Origin of the sequence: Elusimicrobium minutum Pei191 (assembly GCF_000020145.1) — a bacterium.
Taxonomy (GTDB): domain Bacteria; phylum Elusimicrobiota; class Elusimicrobia; order Elusimicrobiales; family Elusimicrobiaceae; genus Elusimicrobium; species Elusimicrobium minutum.
Map to the genome: position 1 here is coordinate 720,742 of NC_010644.1, position 18,967 is coordinate 739,708.

Annotated in this window: 10 protein-coding genes; all 10 read left to right on the forward strand. The window is 40.0% G+C overall.

What is annotated here, in order from left to right:
• Nucleotides 1–22 precede the first annotated feature (22 nt).
• The 10 genes from EMIN_RS03375 to EMIN_RS03425 all read left to right on the forward strand — a co-directional run bounded on the left by EMIN_RS03375 (nt 23) and on the right by EMIN_RS03425 (nt 18,921).
• Nucleotides 23–853: a tetratricopeptide repeat protein gene (locus EMIN_RS03375; RefSeq protein ID WP_012414824.1), complete on the forward strand. Its 831-nt coding sequence runs from the start codon at nt 23–25 to the stop codon at nt 851–853.
• Between the two features lie 147 nt (nt 854–1,000).
• On the forward strand, nt 1,001–1,798 hold the full coding sequence (locus tag EMIN_RS03380; protein WP_012414825.1) for a hypothetical protein: 798 nt from the start codon (nt 1,001–1,003) through the stop codon (nt 1,796–1,798).
• 76 nt (nt 1,799–1,874) lie between these two features.
• Nucleotides 1,875–2,354: a YceD family protein gene (locus EMIN_RS03385; RefSeq protein ID WP_012414826.1), complete on the forward strand. Its 480-nt coding sequence runs from the start codon at nt 1,875–1,877 to the stop codon at nt 2,352–2,354.
• Between the two features lie 33 nt (nt 2,355–2,387).
• The gene (gene rpmF / locus EMIN_RS03390) at nt 2,388–2,594 is read left to right on the forward strand and encodes a 50S ribosomal protein L32 (protein WP_012414827.1); all 207 of its coding nucleotides are present in this window, start codon (nt 2,388–2,390) and stop codon (nt 2,592–2,594) included.
• Between the two features lie 12 nt (nt 2,595–2,606).
• On the forward strand, nt 2,607–3,632 hold the full coding sequence (plsX, locus tag EMIN_RS03395; RefSeq protein WP_012414828.1) for a phosphate acyltransferase PlsX: 1,026 nt from the start codon (nt 2,607–2,609) through the stop codon (nt 3,630–3,632).
• A 47-nt stretch (nt 3,633–3,679) separates the two neighbouring features.
• The gene (fabG, locus tag EMIN_RS03400) at nt 3,680–4,417 is read left to right on the forward strand and encodes a 3-oxoacyl-[acyl-carrier-protein] reductase (protein WP_012414829.1); all 738 of its coding nucleotides are present in this window, start codon (nt 3,680–3,682) and stop codon (nt 4,415–4,417) included.
• A gap of 12 nt (nt 4,418–4,429) precedes the next feature.
• Entirely contained in the window at nt 4,430–4,675 is a 246-nt protein-coding gene (gene acpP, locus EMIN_RS03405) for an acyl carrier protein (protein WP_012414830.1), read from the forward strand.
• Between the two features lie 6 nt (nt 4,676–4,681).
• On the forward strand, nt 4,682–5,347 hold the full coding sequence (gene rnc, locus EMIN_RS03410; RefSeq protein WP_012414831.1) for a ribonuclease III: 666 nt from the start codon (nt 4,682–4,684) through the stop codon (nt 5,345–5,347).
• Nucleotides 5,348–5,392: 45 nt separating this feature from the next.
• Complete coding sequence (locus tag EMIN_RS03415; RefSeq protein ID WP_012414832.1) at nt 5,393–6,469, forward strand: ankyrin repeat domain-containing protein; 1,077 nt, start codon at nt 5,393–5,395, stop codon at nt 6,467–6,469.
• Between the two features lie 554 nt (nt 6,470–7,023).
• On the forward strand, nt 7,024–18,921 hold the full coding sequence (locus EMIN_RS03425) for an MFS transporter (protein ID WP_012414834.1): 11,898 nt from the start codon (nt 7,024–7,026) through the stop codon (nt 18,919–18,921).
• Nucleotides 18,922–18,967: the final 46 nt, after the last annotated feature.

Sequence of the window (18,967 nt, forward strand, 5' to 3'; positions counted from 1 at the left end):
AAAATTACACAAGGAGGATATTATGAGAAAATATATTACGCTTTTTTGCGCCGCATTATTATTTTTGTGTGCTTGCGCGGACAAACAAGTTGCAACAAAATCTGTGCCTGACAAATATTCCCAATATTTAGACGCTTACCTGGAATTTGATTATGTTCAAACACCCCAGGATATAAAAAATAATATGAATGCTCTTACCGCAGCCGCCGAAGACGGATTTACACTTGCAATCGGCAAAATGGCTAATGTTTACGCCTACGGCCTTAACAATAATGAAGTCAGTATTGAAACAGCTTGCTTATGGGATAAGAAGAATGCTTTTGAAAATACGCTTTTTTGCCGTTATGACAATATCCAATGGAAAAGAGGTCTTAAAGCCCGTTTTGATGATATAAGCAAAGCCGCCGAAGCGGGGGATAAAGACGCAAAATACGCTTTAGCTTTTGAATATTATCTAATAGGGGCATATCCCGTAAAAAAAGATATTTCCAAAGCGCTTGATGCTTTAAAAGAACTTTCTTCGGGCGGGTATGGCAAGGCCTCATTGCATCTTGCTCTTATTTATGAAAATTACCCCGCTTTTAAAAATTGCGGTCTGATAGTTGAAATGTATAATAAAGCTCACTTGCAGGGAGTTCCTTCGGCAGCTTGTCATCTCGGCCGTTTGTATGAGGATGGCAACTGTGTAGAATTTGATATAAATAAAGCTTTAGAATGGTTCCAAAAAGGGGCCGACGCCGGTGAACCTATGTGTTTTGGGTATTTGTCGGACATGTATTTAAATAAGAATTATCCCGTTTACAACCGTAAACTGGGCAATAAGTATAAAGAACTTTACCACAGTGAACAATAAAAGTATTTTAAAAAAATTCTTATAATAAAAACTCCGCGAGGAAAATTCCTGCGGAGTTTTTTTATTAGGGCCTATAGGCAAAATGGGCCTTTTGGCCCATGTAAAAGGCTTTTAAAACGGGTAATTTATTAGTAATGGAATTCTTTTATGAAAAAAATTTTACTGATAACATTTCTTTGCTTTAGCGCCGCGCAGGTATTTGGAAATTTAACAGGTGTGAGTAAGGGTTATATTGCCGAAAAAGTTAAAGAAGCAAAAAAACATTCCTCTATAACCCAAGTTAAAAAAACGCAGGAACCTGAAAAATATGAAATTATTTACAAAAAACATATTGGGGAAACCGCCACGTATATAGACGGGCTTACAAAAGAACTTAATGTTTTTAACGATATTTGCCTTTCCGGCGGGGAAGAGCACCGGGAGCGCTGTCTTAAAGAAAAAGGCGAACTTGAGAAATTTTTAGTTAAATTAAAAGAAGGCAGTTCATTTTTAAATTTTGATTTTTCCTATGAAAATTACAAAACGTTTTTTTATAACTATTTCGGGTTTATTTACGGTATTGTTTCTGAAATACAAAAAGAAGAGTTTAGCGGCATTCTATCCGAACACTATAAGAAATTAAATGCTGTTGAGGAAATTCTTACAGAAGCTAAAAATAATTGTTTTGAAATATATAAAAATAAAATAAAAGAGTTGTTTTCTTCTTATGAAGGCAAATTTGATGACGCGCAATTAGAGAAGTCTTTAACCGGTTGGTTTGTAAATTTTTACGTTTCCGACAATAAGGGCGCCGCTTTTGAGGACAGGCCCGTTTTAGATAAAGCTAAAGAAATAAAAAAAATTTCCGGTTTGAGCGCCCAAGATAAAGAACTTTGCAAAGATCTTTCTTTAAAGTTGGAAGAACTTTCCTTGGAATATACAAGCGCTTACGTCGCGCGTATTTAAAAAATAAATTTCAAACACCGCTCTTATGCGAGAGCGGTGTTTTGTTTTGTGTTAATTAATAGTAAAATATATAAATATGAATTATGCAGACTATGATGTTCCCGAAGATTTAGTTTTTAGAACAAAAGATATTATAAGAATGAAGGGGCTTAAATGCAGCGCTAAGCTTGCTCCTAAAGATTTTGAAAACATATTATCGGAACCTAATAAAATTACTTCAGTTAAGGTTAATCTAAATTTTTCCATAAGCCAAAAAGATATTTTGGTGCAGGGCCGCGTATACGGCGCAACAAAGCTGCAATGCGGACGCTGCCTTGATATATTTGACGGCTCTTTTGATGAAGAGTTTATTGAAACATATAGCATTAAATCTGAAATAATTGATATAATGTATGAAGTTATCCAAACGCTTGCTCTTATAGAAAGCATTACATTTGTTTGTGATGAAAACTGCAAGGGCTTGTGTGATCAGTGCGGCAAAAATAAAAATAAAGAGAACTGCGGTTGCGTAAGGCAGAATTTCTCTGCTTTTGCGGTTCTTAAAAAGGATAAATGAATTTGAAGTTTAAGTTAGAGAGGAAGAAATAAAATGCCTAATCCAAAGAGAAAACATACTCGTTCAAGAAGAGATCTTAGAAGGAGCCAAAATTCTAAATTAGAACCCGTTGCTTTAGTTTCATGTTCTAATTGCGGCGCGGCCAGAAAGCCCCACAACATTTGCCCTTCTTGCGGTTTTTACAAGGATAAAGTTGTTGTTGCAGTAGCAAAGAAAGAAAATTCACAAGACGCAAAATAAAAGGTTTTGACTATGAGAATAGCCCTAGACGCGTCCGGCGGAGATTTTGGATACCAGCCTAACATTTTAGGCGCGGCCCGTGCTGTAAAAGAGCTTAAATGCGAAGTTATATTAGTAGGGGACGAAAAGGTTTTAAAAGAGCAGCTGGCCTCCTTAGGGCTTTCTGATTTAAAAGGTCTTAGTGTGGAGCACGCGCCCGATGTTATTGATATGGACGCTGATCCTGCCAAAGAGGTCCGTTCCAAAAAAAATGCCAGCGTAGTAGTGGCGGCCGATTTAGTAAAACAAGGCAGGGCTAAAGCTTTTGTATCGGCGGGTAATTCCGGTGCGACAATGGTTGCCGCTCTTATGAAGATGGGCCGTATAGAGGGCGTTTTAAGGCCCGCTATAGGCGCTCCGCTTCCTACGGTAAAGGGGCTTATGCTTCTTTTAGACGCCGGCGCCAATGCGGAATGCAAACCGCAGCATTTAATGCAGTTTGCCGTAATGGGGTCAATTTACACACAAAAAGTTTTTGGTATAAGAAAACCTAAAGTAGGGCTTTTGTCTATAGGCGAAGAAGAAGGCAAAGGCAACGACCTGGTAAAGGAAACATATCCTTACTTAAGCAATTTGGGTATTAATTTTTGCGGTAACGTTGAAGGGCGTGATTTGCCTTTCGGCACTACGGACGTGGTAGTTACAGACGGGTTTACCGGTAACGTTTGTTTAAAGCTTGAAGAAGGCTTGGCAAAAGCCATGTTTCATATGATTAAAGGGGAAATTAAGAAAAACCCCATTGCAATGCTTGGCGCAATGCTGGCAAAACCGGCGTTCGCCTCGGTTAAAAAAATTACCGATCCCGACACTGCGGGCGGAGCGCCGCTTTTAGGCGTTGACGGCGTGGCCATAGTTTCACACGGCAAATCAAGTGAAACGGCTGTATTTAACGCCGTGAGAACCGCTAAAAGGTTAGTTGACAGCGGTTTTGTAAGCGATATAAAACAGCATATTGCCGAATACAAAGAAATATTTGAAAAACTTGAAGCGAAAAAATAAGTTTTTTGTTTTATTATTTATCAATTTTTAAATTATTTTATAGATTTATGAAAAATAAAAATGTTATCATAACAGGTGGAAGCAGGGGCATAGGTTTTGGCGCGGCAAAAGCATTTGCCGAAAAAGGCGCTAACCTGGCGATTTGCGCCACTAATGAAGCAGGCCTTGCAAAAGCAAAAACCGAACTTGAACATTTAGGCGTTAAAATATATACTGAAACAGTTAACGTAAGCGATGTTGAAGCCTGCCAGAAATTTGTTGATAACGCCGTTAAAACTTTGGGCGGTGTTGATGTATTGGTTAACAACGCGGGTATTACAAAGGACAATTTGGCCGTAAGGCTTAACGAATCAGACTGGGACGCCGTGCTTGACATTAATTTAAAAGGCTCTTTTTTTATGTCAAAAGCCGTTCTTAAGTATATGATGAAGGCCAGAGCGGGCAGTATAATAAATTTAACTTCTATAGTTGGTCAGGCGGGTAACGCCGGCCAGGTAAATTATGCGGCTTCAAAGGCTGGGTTAATAGGAATAACAAAAACCTTAGCCAAAGAATTCGCGTCAAGAAATATCAGAGTTAACGCCGTAGCACCCGGGTTTGTACAGACGGAAATGACGGACGCCACCTTTAACGAAGAGGTTAAACAGGCAATGCTTGAGCAGGTGCCTTTAAAAAGATTTGCAAGTGTTGGTGATATCGCCAAAGCAATATTGTTTTTGGCCAGCGAAGATGCTTCTTACATAACGGGGCAGATTTTAGCAGTAAACGGTGGTTTGTATATATAACGGAGGTCTACAATGTCTGTAGAAAATGTTGAAGAAAGAGTAAAAAATATCATTATGGAACAGTTAGGTGTAGAAGCTGACCAGGTTAAACCCGAAGCTCAGTTTGTAAACGACCTTGGCGCGGATTCCCTTGACACTGTTGAACTTATTATGGCTTTAGAAGAGGAGTTTGATATCGAAATTCCCGACGAAAAAGCTGAAAAGATCAAAACTGTCGGCGAAGCTATTGAGCACATCAAAGCAAACGCGAAAAAATAAAATATTGTGTCAAACGATATTGAACAAGTATTAGATTATTCTTTTAAAAATAAAGAATTAATTAGGGAAGCACTCACTCACAAATCTTTTACAGGAGAACGACGGTCTGTTAAGCATAACGAAAGACTGGAATTTCTTGGGGATAGCGTCCTTGGATTGGTCGCAGCGGAATATATATATTCCAAATATCCGGAGGTTGAAGAGGGGGTGCTTTCTAAAATTAAGTCGGGGTTGGTTTCCCGCCATAATCTTTACTTATGGGCAAGTGAGCTTGATTTGGGGGCGTATTTAGCCCTTGGAGCGGGCGAAGCCGCTACCGGTGGAAGAACGCGTGAAAGCATTTTATCAAACGCCATGGAAGCGGTGTTGGGCGCAGTATATTTAGACGGCGGTTTTGAAAGCGTTAAAAACATAATAAATAAATGGATTTCTACGCAAAGCCTTACTGAAGTTTCTTCCGATTACAAAAGCACTTTGCAGGAAATAGTGCAAAAAAAATATAAATCAGTTCCAGAGTATGAGGTTATCCAAACCGTAGGGCCTGAGCATGAAAAAATTTTTACGGTAGTTGTGTCAAGTTTAAAAAAAGAACTTGGCAGGGGTAGGGGCAAAAATAAAAAACTTGCCGAGCAAGACGCCGCCAAAAACGCTTTGGAAAACTTAAAAAAATAATGGGCATATCGCGTAAAAAACGCATTTTGTCCCGGGGATATGGGGATGGAAAACATAAGCGAGTTCTTAAATAAATTTTTTTCTTTTTTCCAGAAAAATGTAATAGTTTTTTTACTTTTTATTGTTGCAATTCCTTTTCTTTTTTTAGGGGCGTATTACTTTGGCTCAACTATTAAAAAGCCCCAAAAAGCAGAAGTATCCAAAATCACGGTAAACCTTAAATCTCAATCCGAAGTTATAGACGAAACCATTGCCATTATCAGACAGGGTGATTATGACACCTTTGTCACTAAAGTACGTGAGGAAGTTAAGAACGTTAATTTACCGGGGTCAAAAGGCGTAACTCTTTTGATGGCCGCGGTAGATATGAAAGATATGGATATGGTTCAGTTTCTTTTCAGTAGGGCTGATTTAGGCAAATCCACGGCCGAACCTAATAAAGCAAATCCCTATACCGGTGACACCGCTTTAATGATAGCTCTTAAAAATAATGACGAATATATGAGTGAACTTCTTATGATAGCGGGAGCAAACTTAAACGCCGTAAATAATTACGGACAAACGCCTCTTTTATTTGCGAGTGAAGCAAAAAACAGAACTTTGGTTGAATATTTAATAGCCCGCGGCGCCGTGGCCGGAGCAAGTACGGAAAATTTGTTTTATTTTGTTACCAAAAAAAATCCCGTGGGGGTTGAGGCTATGCTTAAAAGCGCCATTAATCCTAATGTAAGAAATAAATCGGGATTTACGCCTCTTTATATGGCTGCCAGTCTTGGTGAAAATATTATTTTACGCATGCTCCTTGCTTATAAGGCGGATGTCAACGCCGTAGTGGGTGACGGTTCTACCGCGCTGATAGGAGCTGCTCGTTATAAAAAACCGGCGGCTTTAAAAATGCTGCTTGAAGCGGGCGCAGATGTAAATATTAAGAATAATAAGGGCGAAACCGCGCTTTATTGGGCTTCCTATAATAATATGGTTGAATCTGTTGACCAGCTTTTATTATTAAAGGCCGATCCTACAATAAAAACGAATGAGGGCTTAACTCCGTTTGGCATTGCTCAGAAGAGAAAATTTAACGACTTGATTTCTTTGTTTAAAAAAAATAAAATAAATAAGTAAGGTAAATTACCTTAGAGGGTTAAAAGGGTTTTTAACACTGCAGCAAACTTTCAAAAAATCTTATAAAAAAGGGTTTTTACAAATTTTCATTAGGCAGTTTACGTCGGGCGGGTTATGCTGTTGCCGGCAGTTGTTAGGTGTGTCTTTATCTGTGTGCGGAGATAATGATGTATTTGTCTTTTCTTGCTAAAATTCGAGGTATAATATGGGCTTTGCAGGATATGTGTTTGCAGCCTGCAAGAACACATTTTTTAACTCACAAAACCGCTGCCGAAAAATATTTTAACTTTATATCAAAAACACTTCTACTTTTTAGAAGTGTTTTTTTTATGTTTCTAAATCAAAAAAAGATTTCCTTTTGTTTTTTGTATCTAATTATTTTACAGAACGTGTATATGGGTCTTTTGGCCTATATATACATAGGCCCAAAATATGCTTTTTTTGGGTCTAAAGGCTCATGTTAACGTCTTGCATTACATATAAAATAATAAATGTAAGCAGGATCTGATGCGGGCGTTAAACAAAACATCTAAATATCCTTATAGGGAAATGCTATGAATCTCGGCGACAGACTTACAAAAATAATAAGCGGTGTTCTTATAATTACAATACTTCACAGTGTTATTCCCAGTGAAGCATATGCCCAACTTAAAATAACCAAAAAACAATCCGAAAAAATTAATCTTCAAAATAACAATGCCGCCCGTAAAGCGGTTAATTCTATTTCAGTAATAACCGATGCTAAAAGCCTTACAAACGGCCCCCAGTCTGTAAAAGGATTAATAGGTCGAGAGATAAGTGAGGAGTTGGGGAAGGTATGGGGGAAGAGTTTTGCTGTGGAGAGTGTGAGGGTTGAGAGGGTATATGAAGAAGAGCGTGTAAAGATAGCGATTGAGAGCGGGAGTCGTGAGAGGAGGGTATATGAGGTAATGGGAGAGGATTATTATAAAGCGTTGGAGTATTTTGCCGAGCAGGGGGGTGTTAGGTTGGGATATGGGAACGATGTAGAAGGAGAGAGTGTAGAGGAGGGAGGTTTATTAAACAGTGCGGACAGGGTATACAGTGCGTATAAGAGGACGTTGCAGAACAGTGATTCGAGGAAGGTAGGGAAGGGAGTGATAGAGTTAAGGTATGATTTGATAAGAAAGGATAGCAGGAAGAAGTTGGAGATGGATATAGATGAAGCTACTGGAGCGATGTTAAAGGTATTGGTGGACATATTGTTGTATTCGAAGAGGGGAATACAGGAAAGGTACGCGCCGTTGGTGACGGAGGTATTGGTAGGGATGAGGCGATTAGATTTAGGGGGAAAGACAGCGGGCAGTATGAGGGCATATTATAAAGAGGTATTGGATGTAAAGAAGAGTAAGGGAGTTTGTGAGAGCAGGATTACGGACGGGTATGTGAGGGGTTTGGGGGAGGCGCAGAAGAGTTGTATAGATATAACGAGTGCGATGACGGGGCTTGGGTTGATAGGAGGAGGGGAGGAGGAGATATACAAATTTGGGAAGGAGTATTGGAGTGAGGGGCGGGTATCGTCTGTAATAATGAGCAGGGCGGCGCACGGGTTGATATTAAGCGGAGAAAAGGGGATTGTATTGTTAGGAGAATTGATAAGGGAAACGGTAAGGAGCGGGTATCCTAGGAACGCGGTGAAGTGGGCGTGGGACAAATTTGGGGCTGTATTTACGCCGTCGGAGTATGTTGACGGGTATTATAATCATGTGAGTAAAAAGGCGTTGTATTTGAATGAAGTGACGAGGCGGTTTGAGTATATAGATGAGGAGAAGGCAAGGGAGTGGGGTTTTAGTGTTAGAGATATAAAGATGTGTCAGGAGGTAGAGGTAAAGAGGGGAAGTGATGCGTGTTTAATGATGCCAATGAGGAATGTATTTACGGATATAGGGGAGGATTTGGCGTATTTAGGGGGAGCTGGAGGAAAGCGTGAGATAAGGAAATTATTAAGAGAAGAGCGGAATTTGCATTGGCCGTTTATAGTTGGAGTATTGGGTAGTGGGGCGTATGAAGGGGATGGAGGGGCTAACGAGATAAGGAAGGTGATAGCGGGTACGACGTATATGGATGTGACGTCTGGAACGGACAGGAAGATAAAGGAAGCGGTGGGATTGAAGATAGGAGGGTTTAACGCTGACCAGTTAAAGAGGGCGAGGGAGTATTATAATGAGAAGAGATTAGCGTATGTATTAGATATAGTTGTGATGATAGCGTTGATAGGAAACCTGGCGAAGAGTATGAGCACGTTTAGGGTACCTAGGAGCGTAGAGAACTGTTGGAGGAGTTTGAGGGGGGCAGGGAATGCTGGGAAGGAAGTTTCGGTAAGAGGGGTAAGGAGTGTAAAGGTAGCGGAGCAGGCGGCGGCGATGGAGCGTGTAAATGCGGTAAAGAAGGTTAGCGGTGGGGTAAAGGGGGGAGTGATAGAATTTGGTTTAGAGGGTGTGGGAGGAGAGTTAAAGGTAGTGAAGGGTCGGATAGGAGGGAAGTTAAAGATAAGTCCGGTGTTAGAGGGAACGTTGAAGGTAGAGACGAAGGTAAAGGATTTGGGCTTAAGCGTAGGCGGGTCTGGAGGGGGAGGCACGTTTAGCGCGAGGCCTGTTGTGGGGAAAGGAATAATAGAGGGAGGGAAGGGAATAAGTTTGGAGAGTAAAGTTACCGGTGCGTTTAGAGTTATGGAGGGGAATAAAGTAGCGGGTGGAGTGGTGGAGGGTGAAAAGGTTATTGTTGCTGCGAGAGGAACGGGAAGTGGGGTTGGCAGGATTGGCAGAGTGATGGGTAGGGCGAAGAATAGTTTTGTACATGCGAAGAACAAGGCTGTGGTATACAGTATGATGGTAATGTTGCCAATGGGGAGCATGACGGAGGCTGGAAGCGCGGTAAAGAATATAAGTAATGTAGGGAAGCAGATAAGCGTGATGGCGGAAGCAGGGGGGGTAGGAGTAAGGACGATAGAGGGTGGAAAGTTAATAAGGGGAGTAATCGCGGCTGGCGAGGTAAGCAAAGCAATGAGGAGCGCGGAGGTTGTATCGGGAGTAAGTAAGGGATTGGATAGAGCGGGGAGAATAGGTAAGGCGTCGAAGTTGGGAGGGATTGGAGCAAAGCGAGTAGGTGATACGGCAAAGTTATTTGGGATAGGAAGTATAATAGGAAGGCCGGCAGAGGCGGAGGGAGGCAGCGGGCCGTCGTCTGGAACATTGGAGCGGGTATACGCGCAGTTGGTGGGGGTAAGAGCGCCAGTAAGTAAAGAGGTAAGCACGAAGGAGTTTATCAAGCAAGAGTTGATAAACATGAGCGGGATAGGTTTTGTAGCGATGCTTGCGGAAGAGTTAAAGATAGGAAGGGAGATAAGAAGGGAGTATGGGAAAGAAGGGATAACGGCGGAGAGCATGAAGAAGCAGTGGGCTGCTGTGGAGATGACGAGGGCAGAGGCGGTGTTGGATAGAGCGGTGGAAGAAGGGAGAGAGCTGACGGATTTAGAGAACAGCGCGGTAGCCGGGTATATAAGTAATATACATGTAAACAACCAGGGTTATGTAGAAGGCGAAAAAGGGGAATGGAGTTTGTCAAATACGCCGATAGCGAAGGCTGCGGATGATTATATAAAAAATAAATATGGGTATGAATATAAGCAAGACGTTGAGAGCTATAAGAGGGTAAACGGGGAAGGAAAAGAAGAGACGGTAAGCAGGATAATAAACAAAAGAGTAGAAAAAATAACCCCCGCGCAAGAAGCCTTAGAAGGAACAGCGGCTGAACCCGGTACGCAGATGCATCATGAGATACCTTCTGTATTAGGTGTAAGACCTGCTGCCGCCGTACGGAGAGAGGCTCTTCCTGTAGCCGCGCCAAATATCAGGGAAAACGGATTTTTTAAACCCGCAACGGAAAGAATAGGTATTAATGTTTTAGCTTCTTTCGGTAACTGGGGTTTTATTGCCGAGAAAACGGTCGACATTGTAAAATCCGGCGTTGAAAAAATTAAAAGTAATTCGAGAAAAAATTTAACCAAAGCGCTTATTTATGTGTTAACTTTTGGCGTTGCTATGCCGCATTCCACAAATCCTATGATTCTTCCCTCAAGGAGAGATGAGGAAATTGCCGCTGTTGCCGCCCAAAGAAGAAGTGAAGATAAACATGATGAAATGATTTTTACAGGTTGGGCGGAGGAAGTCGGACAAACACTTTCTTTTCCCGAAAGCGGAACAGGCGTAAGCCGCTCTTTAGAAAACGTAAGAGAAATAACACAAAGAGAAATGAACAATATTGTTGTAAATACCGTTCAAAAAACCGGGCATACCAAAACTGTTAAAAATGTTTCAAATAATAAAATATTTAACCTTCTTTTAAAAAGATTTACAAAAATAACCGTTATAGACAGTTCCGAAGATATTGTTGTGCCCCAGGTTGCCGCGCCCGATACCTTATCGTCAACCGCCGGGAGAATGTGGATAAGGGGTAATATTACTTTAGGCAGCGGCGCAAATAAGGTAAAAATAAGCGTTTATGATAAAGGCGAAAAAGCAGTTATTACTTTAAAAACAGATAAAAAAATTAAACTTAACTCCGAAAGAAATGAAATGCTTTACGTTAATGCTAAAGGCGAATTAATTATAAGAAGCAATAAACGCGGCGCTCAAATTGAAAAAGTTCTTATCAACACAAGTTTGGTTCTTAATGAAAATGGCAGAATTTCCGCAAACAAAGACTTTGCTAGAGAGCTTAATGAAGGCGTAGGTCTTGTAAATAATAAATTGGCGCCACTATTCGGTTTATTTGTAATAGCCGGGTTTGGCGCGCTTGCCACGTCAACGGCAAGCTTGGTTGTGGATGCTTTTAATGTAGAAGGATATATGGGAGCCGTAATACAATCAGTCGGTTACGCGGTGCCTACATTCATGTCTGTAAAGATAGCAAAACAAACCTTAAATAACAGTCTTAGAAAAATGGTTAATTGGGGGCTTGCTATTTCTTTAGGGGCAATGACTTTACCTATGTTCTTTGGTTTTTTTGGCCATTTGCCAAACAGTTTGGAAATTTGGAAACTTGTTCCTTTAGGGGTTTCAATGCTGGCGTTGGGTTTTGGTATTACCACTTTAGAAGTAGCTTCTAAGCCATTATTCCAGGCAAGTTCAAGCGTCGGCAGATACAGAACAAATGTGGCCGACGCCGGTTTTGTTAAACAGGTTGTGGGAAGTATTATAGGTGCGGGAGTTGTTCCTTTAGCAAAAAGCATGGGGTTTGATTGGAGTTTCTTATTTCCTACATATGCTGTTTTAACAATAATGGGGCTTATTGCTTTTAATAAATGGAAAACAAATACAAGGACTTTAGGCAACGTGGTTAATGCTTCAGCAGAGCCGGTAAAAACTAAAGTTTCAGCTATGGAATTATTTAAGAAAGACCCTCTTGTAAAGAACGCTTATTTCACGTTTGCCGCTCATATGTGGCTTATGTCTACGGTAGGATTTCAATTTAACTTAATAGCTTTTGACGCTGTAGGATATACTTACGGGTTAGCTTTAGCTACGGGCGCGTTTACCGCGCCTATGATGGTATCAAGATATTTTGTAGGTAAAAAGTTGGGTAATAAATCGCCCAGCATAATATCTAATATAGTAAAAAAATCATCCATGTTTTCTTTGGCGGGCTTACTTTTGGTGCAGGTTCCGTACCTTCCCATAAATGTTTTAGGTATGGCTGTAACAGGCTGGGGCGTTGCAACTATATCACCCGTTGTGCAGGCCTATGTAACCGACGTAAGGGAAAAGTACGCCGTGCAGGTTTCCGGTATACTAAGCTCTACAACAATAGGCAGCATGATAGGTGTTGTAGCCTCGGCGGTGGTAGGATCATACCTTGTGATAGGTGATTTAAAAACTGCTTTCTTAATACCTACATTTCTTACCTGGGTAATATGGTCATTTGGCAACAAAGTTGCCAAAGGTAAATTTGAAGAAAATTTTACAATAAAGAAAGAGCAAAATAATAATAATGTTTTAATGTCTGATCCGTTATTAGGTCTTGGCAAAAACTTTATAGGCAAAGATAATAACCCCGCTTTATTAAATAATTTAGGCCAAAGTATTAAAAAATTGTGGGATAATTCAATCGGGTTAAGACGCCGCGCGGCGGCTTTTGCAATCAGTTTAGGACTTTTAATACCGCAAGCGGGCGCAGATATTTTTGAAAGCAATTCTGTAATAATTTCTTTAAGAAAAGAAACCCTAACGCCTTTTGTTTTAGAAAGAAGAAAAAGCGAAGAAGATAAATATACCGAATTGTTTTTTGACAGCAGTCAAAATTTGCCCTACGGAACTATCAATTTAAATAATGAAGCGTACGTTGCAACCTCAACAGCGCTTGATAATATTGATAATGCGCCAAAGGCCAAAACAATTACCTCTACCGTAGTAAACAGTGAAGCTGTTGAATTGATTGTTTCCAAAACTATTTACAAAAATACGCGTGTTAACGGCGCTTATCATGATGAAATAACTTCGTTAGCAAATGTTATTGAAAAAGAAGCCGTAAATAAATATTTTGAAAACAAGAGAAAAACTTCCGGTATATTTAATAAAGTTAAAAATGTTTTTAACGGTTCAACCAAGGATTTTAATAACAGGCTTTACGAAAATATTTTTACAACTTCTTTTATATCAAATGTAAACAAATCGGATTTGCCCGCTAATGTTAAAGATAATCTTATGATTTCTTTTGATGAGGTTTTTAGCACTGTTAAAATAAGCGCGCCCGCAAGAATGCCTGATGAAGAAGATTTTTACGGTTTACCGGCTTTTGATAACTCCAACGGATATACAAAAAACGTAGCCTTATTTTCCAAAGCTGGCGATAATGAAATTCAGCTGCCTGTTAATATGTCTGTAAGCGGCAGTTTAAATATTAAAAAAGGCGAAAAGGTTGTTGTAACCGAAAAAGGCAAGATACATTTTAAAAGCTCGTTTAAAGAATACTCGCCTGATTTCTTTTTTATTAAAACACAGTCTGAAAATTTAAAAAAAATTATTGATAAAGTGGCGAAATCTGAAAATAAAACAAGAATTAAACTTGAAAGAGAAGGTAAAACATGGATTTTGCTTAAACGCGATATAAAAAGAACTGAAAGACCCATATATCACCAACAGGGCGAATCTTTAGTTAAACTGCCCGTTGCGTTTGAAGTTGATAATAATATTGTGGTGCGAAACAACGAAAAACTTATTATTGATGACAACAGCGTTTTATACGCTCAGACAGAAGACGGAAAAGTAAGAACAATAACAGATTTTTATGTAAGGCTTCCCAAAGAATTTGCTTTAAGCTGGGCTGATATTTTTGGCAGCGCCGAAGGCGTTGACGTAAAAGATTATATGGACTTAACCGTTAAAGCCAACTATAATAAAATTTTGCCTTTATACAGCGCCGCGTTAATTACTTCAAACCCTTCAACCGCTGTTATAGGCGATATTAAACATTCTATGCATTTGCCCGAATATTTGGCGCAGATGATTCCGTTTTTCAGCTATATCTCGGCCATGTTTAATGTTTTCTTAAATCCGTTTATTAAGATTTACGGCAAAGTAAAAGTTTTAAATGTGGCTTTAGGGGTAACAGGCCTTTCTTTTGTCGGTATGGTTGCCGCAGGATTTTACGGGCAAGCTTCTTTAGGTCTTGAGCCCGCTTCGTGGAGATTGGCTATAATGGCATCTTCTTTATTATTAGCGGGCGTGGCGGGCAGTTGGGGAAGCAGCGTTACATATCCTTTAGTAAAAGAAAATTCTGAAACCACGGAAATCGCGGGCAGCAGAATGGCGGGCTTGCAATTATTCCGTTCTTTCGGCGCCATGGCATTTTTGCTTGTGCCGGTGGCTTTGGCTACCGGAGTAAACGCGCTTGATATAGGCTTTTTGGACTTTTCAATGTCTTACCCTATGTTCCTTGCGGGTACTGCGGTAACAATAGCTATGTTGCGCAAATCTAAACTTAAAAATATTAAAGACCAAACCATGCCTGAACAGATTGCAAAAATGCAAGGGCAGACATATTTAAAAATAATACCTAAAGGCAGCGTAGCGGGTTTGGGATTCCAAGGCGCAAAGCATATTTGGGACACTCTTAAAACACAAAAATCAATACAAAGGGTTTTTTGGGCGGCCTCGTTATTTACCGGGTCTGAAATAGCTACAAGAGCGGGGGCCAGCTCTCTTATTAAAGGCTCCTTAGTAAAACTGGCGGGAACAGGCCAAGCAAACACAATGTTAGATTCAGGCATTATTTTCTTACAGAGGTTTTTAGACGGTGGCACACTTTCTTTAGCATTAACAATGCTTGTTAACTATATGCCGGCCATTTTGGTCCGCACCAAAATTAAACAGCTTATACAGACAAAAGTTTTAACTTCAAATGACGTACTCGTATTAGCGGGCGGTTTTGCCGGTGCGGGACTTTTGGTTTTTGCCTTTAACGGGTTTAGCCTGCTTGGTCTTACAGGCGTTATGATCAATGTTGTAGGAACATGTAGTTTCTTCTCACAATTGCAAAACACCACCATGGACAACCATAGTAAAAAATGGCATGACTCGATAGCAAATGTTTTAGGTGTTACTCTTATTGGCGGCGCGGTAATATCGCCTATAATGGGTGCTGTAAGCACGGTTTCCGGCTCTATGATGACAGGCCTTTTAGTGCCCGCCGCCGCACTTATAGGCGCGGTTGTTCTTCTTGTCCCCGAAATGAAGAAGAGTAATATTATGACCGCCTTTGCAACAAGAAAGAGCCGTAAACAATCAATATCTTTGGAACTTTTAAAGGATTTCAAAAATAAAGTCGGCATATATAACTGGGTGACAAATTATCTTAAATCCAACGAAGGCGCAGCATATTTTCCATTGTATGCTATGCGCCTTAAGGAAGAGCTTGTAACCAATCAGAAATATTTGGAAGAACGCGGTGTTGATTTTAGTTACTTTGAAGATATTGATTTAAGTTTTATAAAAAATAACAGACCTATGCATGGAAACAGCGGTTATCTTAGCATGGGCGGTCTAAATCCTGACTCTATAGAAAAGGCGGGAAAAGCGTTGGCAAATTTCTTTAAAGCCCTTTATTTCTTAGTGTTTCCCGCTAAACATAAACCGAATGTTATTTCTTATAAAGATTCAAAAATAAAAGATGCTTTATTCGCTTTTAACGCGTCTGAATCATCTCTTACAGGCTTTGTGTTTGAATACGATGGCAAAGTTTACGGCTTAACAACCGCGCATGGCGCTTATCTGACCCCTGAGGAATTTATAATTTCCGCTTTTAACGGGGAAAATTATACCGTTAAAAAATTATTAACGGGCAATAGCAGGTTATATTATGAAACAAGTGTGGTTGAAGGCACGCAGGACTGGACTTTATTGGAAATACCGCAAGAGGCGCTAACGGCTTTCAAACCTCTTAAAGTTTCAGAAAAAAAGGTTAGAAGAGGAGAAGTCCTTGCAGGCGAAGGCGTTATTGACGAAAAATTTTTTGGCGTTGACAATATTATAGTTAAGCATGTAGCTAAAGACAACCTTGTTTATACACACAACTTTACAAACTCGGACGGAAAACATGTAAGGGGCAACGGTTTTTGCGGTTCTCCTGTTTTCCGTTTAAACCCAGTCACCAATGAATATGAAGTTGTCGCTATACATAACGGCAGTTCTAATGACAGAAGCTACAGCTACGCGGTTAATATGCAAGCTGTTTTATCTGCGATTGACAAAAACATCTTGAAAAAAAACGATAAACAAAAGTTTTTAATTGTTTCCAAGGACGCTTTGCAAAAACCGGTTTCAACTCCCGTTGATAAATTTATTACTTTAAGCGATATTGAACAAGTTAATACCCAATCTCTTTCCCTGGGTTTGAAAATAAAGCGCGCTCTTAAACTTTCTTACTCATCTAATCCGTTTGTTTTTGCCAGCAAACTTACGGCAAGAATATATAAACATTTAAAGATGAAAGTTTTAAAAAAATACCAGCGTATGGTAAATCCCAGAGAGGCAAGGCCAAGGATTCTTCCTTCAAACCATAAGCATATCGTGCTTGACAAAAATAATGCCCCGTACAGCGAATCAATTTTTTATATAGGGGACAGACGCGCTTCCGGTGTTGTGGTAAAGCATAACGGCAAAATTTTCGGTCTTATAGCGGCTCATACTGAAGACGGTTTAAGTAAAATCATTCACATTGTCTCTGCCGATAAACAAGCGTTTAAGGCAAGGGTTGTGGCCGCGGGCAAATCAAAAACATTAAAAGCAGGTTACCCGGACATATCTGTTTTGGAACTTTCCGGAGACGCTCTTAAAAAGTTCGTTCCTTTAGAACTTTCTGCTGAAAACATTTTGGAGAATGAAGAAGTTTACTCCATAGGTTTTTTAAGGGGCTTTCGTTTGCTTCCAATAATAAACCGTAAAGTTTTAGCCGTGGACGAAGCAAAATATATAACAACGCCTGTTTTTGGTAAAGATGCCACGGGTTATTGCGGTTCCGCTCTAATTAAAGACGGCAAATTAGCCGGCCTGCACAAAGGTTCTTACAGCGACGGGCTTAACAGCATAGCTGTTAAAGCGTCTGTTATAAGTGATTTTCTTGAATTTTTAGAAACAGGCAAAGACGCTGGGTATAAAATCAGTTTAGCAGACGGCGGCATATATAAAATTCCGTTTTCAAAAGTTACTAAAAAAAGCAAACTTTATTCTAATTTGGAAAAAACATCAGGATTAGCCGCCGCCAAAACCGCGCTGCCCTATAAGAACATGGCGATGTCCGTTAGAAACTCTTATAAGAAATTGGTTTTTTCCGTTGAGTCAGATATTATTAAAGCCGTTAAAGAAGCAGAATCCCCGCGTTCCGTGGCTTTAAAAGACATGAAATATACGCAATCCATTTTCCGTATGCCGGGCGGCGGCAGCGGTTTTTTAGTAACACATAAAGGAAGAACTTTCGGCATAGCCGACGCTGTTCTTTCTTCCAAACTTTCGGACTTTTATGAAATAACCGATATAAATAACAAAAAGCATTATTCAATGAGTGTACTTATTGAAAGATACAACGCTGCGCAGATGGGCAGGCCGGGCTTCCCTTTTGACTATAACAACAAAGTTATTTTAGATATAATGCAGGAAGATAATTCAATAAATGCTTTAAAATTTGCCTCTTCGCCCGCTAAAGAGGGGGACATTCTTTATTCTTTAGGCTTTTTAGATAACGGCGAAACCTATGCCGTAGATAATATAATAACCCAAGAAAGCAAAGGCAATAATTTCTTTTTCTCAACCCCTTTTACGGCTGATAAAAAAGACGTTAAACTTTTTGCCGGCGCGCCTTTGTTGAACAAACAGGGCGAGGTTGTGGGCGTTTACGGCGGAATTTATAAGGATGAAGACGGCAATGAGCGCCACTACAGCCTGGGCTTAAAAAAGTTAAAAGAACTTTTCATTTTTGTAAGTTCCCAATTCCAACCTGAAAAATATTCCTCTTCTAAAAAAAACCGTAAAAATAATTCCGATGATGAAGATGCCCCCGCTCACGGACCTAATGTGCAAAAAGCTAAGCAGGCTAATCTTGCCGTTAAACCGCAAAAAACTCAAGCCAATGCTTTAAGCGCCGAGGATGCCGCCCTTCTTGAAAAAACTCATGATATTTTACAAAGAAGGCGCAACGGGGAAAACGTAACCTTAGCCCATAGGGAGGAATATGACAATATAATCGCGGATTTACAAAATAAACCCATGACAGCCAAGGAAAGAGAAAAAATATATTCCGTAAAATATTTTATGACAAAGCTTTTTATAGGATCCAAACATAATCACCCCGCTTTCTCGCGCGGATTTCAACCTTCGGTTGTACCGGCCGAGGATATTAAGTATAAAAAATCATTTTTCTACGTACCTTCAACCGGTGTAACAGGTACGGTTATTGAATATAAGGGCCAGGTTTACGCCATTACGGTAGCGCACGCGACTGTTAATATGAACAGGGAAAACCTTCAAATGCAAACCTCGGATAAAAAAATGTACACTGCGGAATTTGTAAATTATTTTATAAATGAAGATATACTTTTGTATAAACTGTCGCCCGAAGCGAGAGCTTATTTTAAACCGCTGCCTGTTTATAATGGTAATATTGAAGAACTTCAAAAATTATATACCGTGGGATACTTAAGAGGGCATTTATACGCCAGCGATAACCGTTATGTTTTAAAAAATGATGGCAATGAACTTATTACCACTTTTAACTTTACAGGTGGTAAAAACGGTTTTTGCGGCGCTCCTTTAATAATTGAGGACCCTGTTACCGGCAAACCTTATTTGGCGGGTATGCATACGGGCAGTTTTGGCCGCTCGGAAAGTAACGCCGTTGCGCCTAAAGTTATAAAAGAAATTTTAGAAAAGGCTGCGGGCAAATAAATTTGACAATTTTACGTCCTTATGTTAAAATAAATATATAGACATT

What these genes read in the sequence shown, in the direction of transcription:
- EMIN_RS03375 (WP_012414824.1), top strand. Translation starts at nt 23, where the DNA reads ATGAGAAAATATATTACGCTTTTTTGCGCCGCATTATTATTTTTGTGT.
- EMIN_RS03380 (WP_012414825.1), top strand. Translation starts at nt 1,001, where the DNA reads ATGAAAAAAATTTTACTGATAACATTTCTTTGCTTTAGCGCCGCGCAG.
- EMIN_RS03385 (WP_012414826.1), top strand. Translation starts at nt 1,875, where the DNA reads ATGAATTATGCAGACTATGATGTTCCCGAAGATTTAGTTTTTAGAACA.
- rpmF (WP_012414827.1), top strand. Translation starts at nt 2,388, where the DNA reads ATGCCTAATCCAAAGAGAAAACATACTCGTTCAAGAAGAGATCTTAGA.
- plsX (WP_012414828.1), top strand. Translation starts at nt 2,607, where the DNA reads ATGAGAATAGCCCTAGACGCGTCCGGCGGAGATTTTGGATACCAGCCT.
- fabG (WP_012414829.1), top strand. Translation starts at nt 3,680, where the DNA reads ATGAAAAATAAAAATGTTATCATAACAGGTGGAAGCAGGGGCATAGGT.
- acpP (WP_012414830.1), top strand. Translation starts at nt 4,430, where the DNA reads ATGTCTGTAGAAAATGTTGAAGAAAGAGTAAAAAATATCATTATGGAA.
- EMIN_RS03415 (WP_012414832.1), top strand. Translation starts at nt 5,393, where the DNA reads ATGGAAAACATAAGCGAGTTCTTAAATAAATTTTTTTCTTTTTTCCAG.
- EMIN_RS03425 (WP_012414834.1), top strand. Translation starts at nt 7,024, where the DNA reads ATGAATCTCGGCGACAGACTTACAAAAATAATAAGCGGTGTTCTTATA.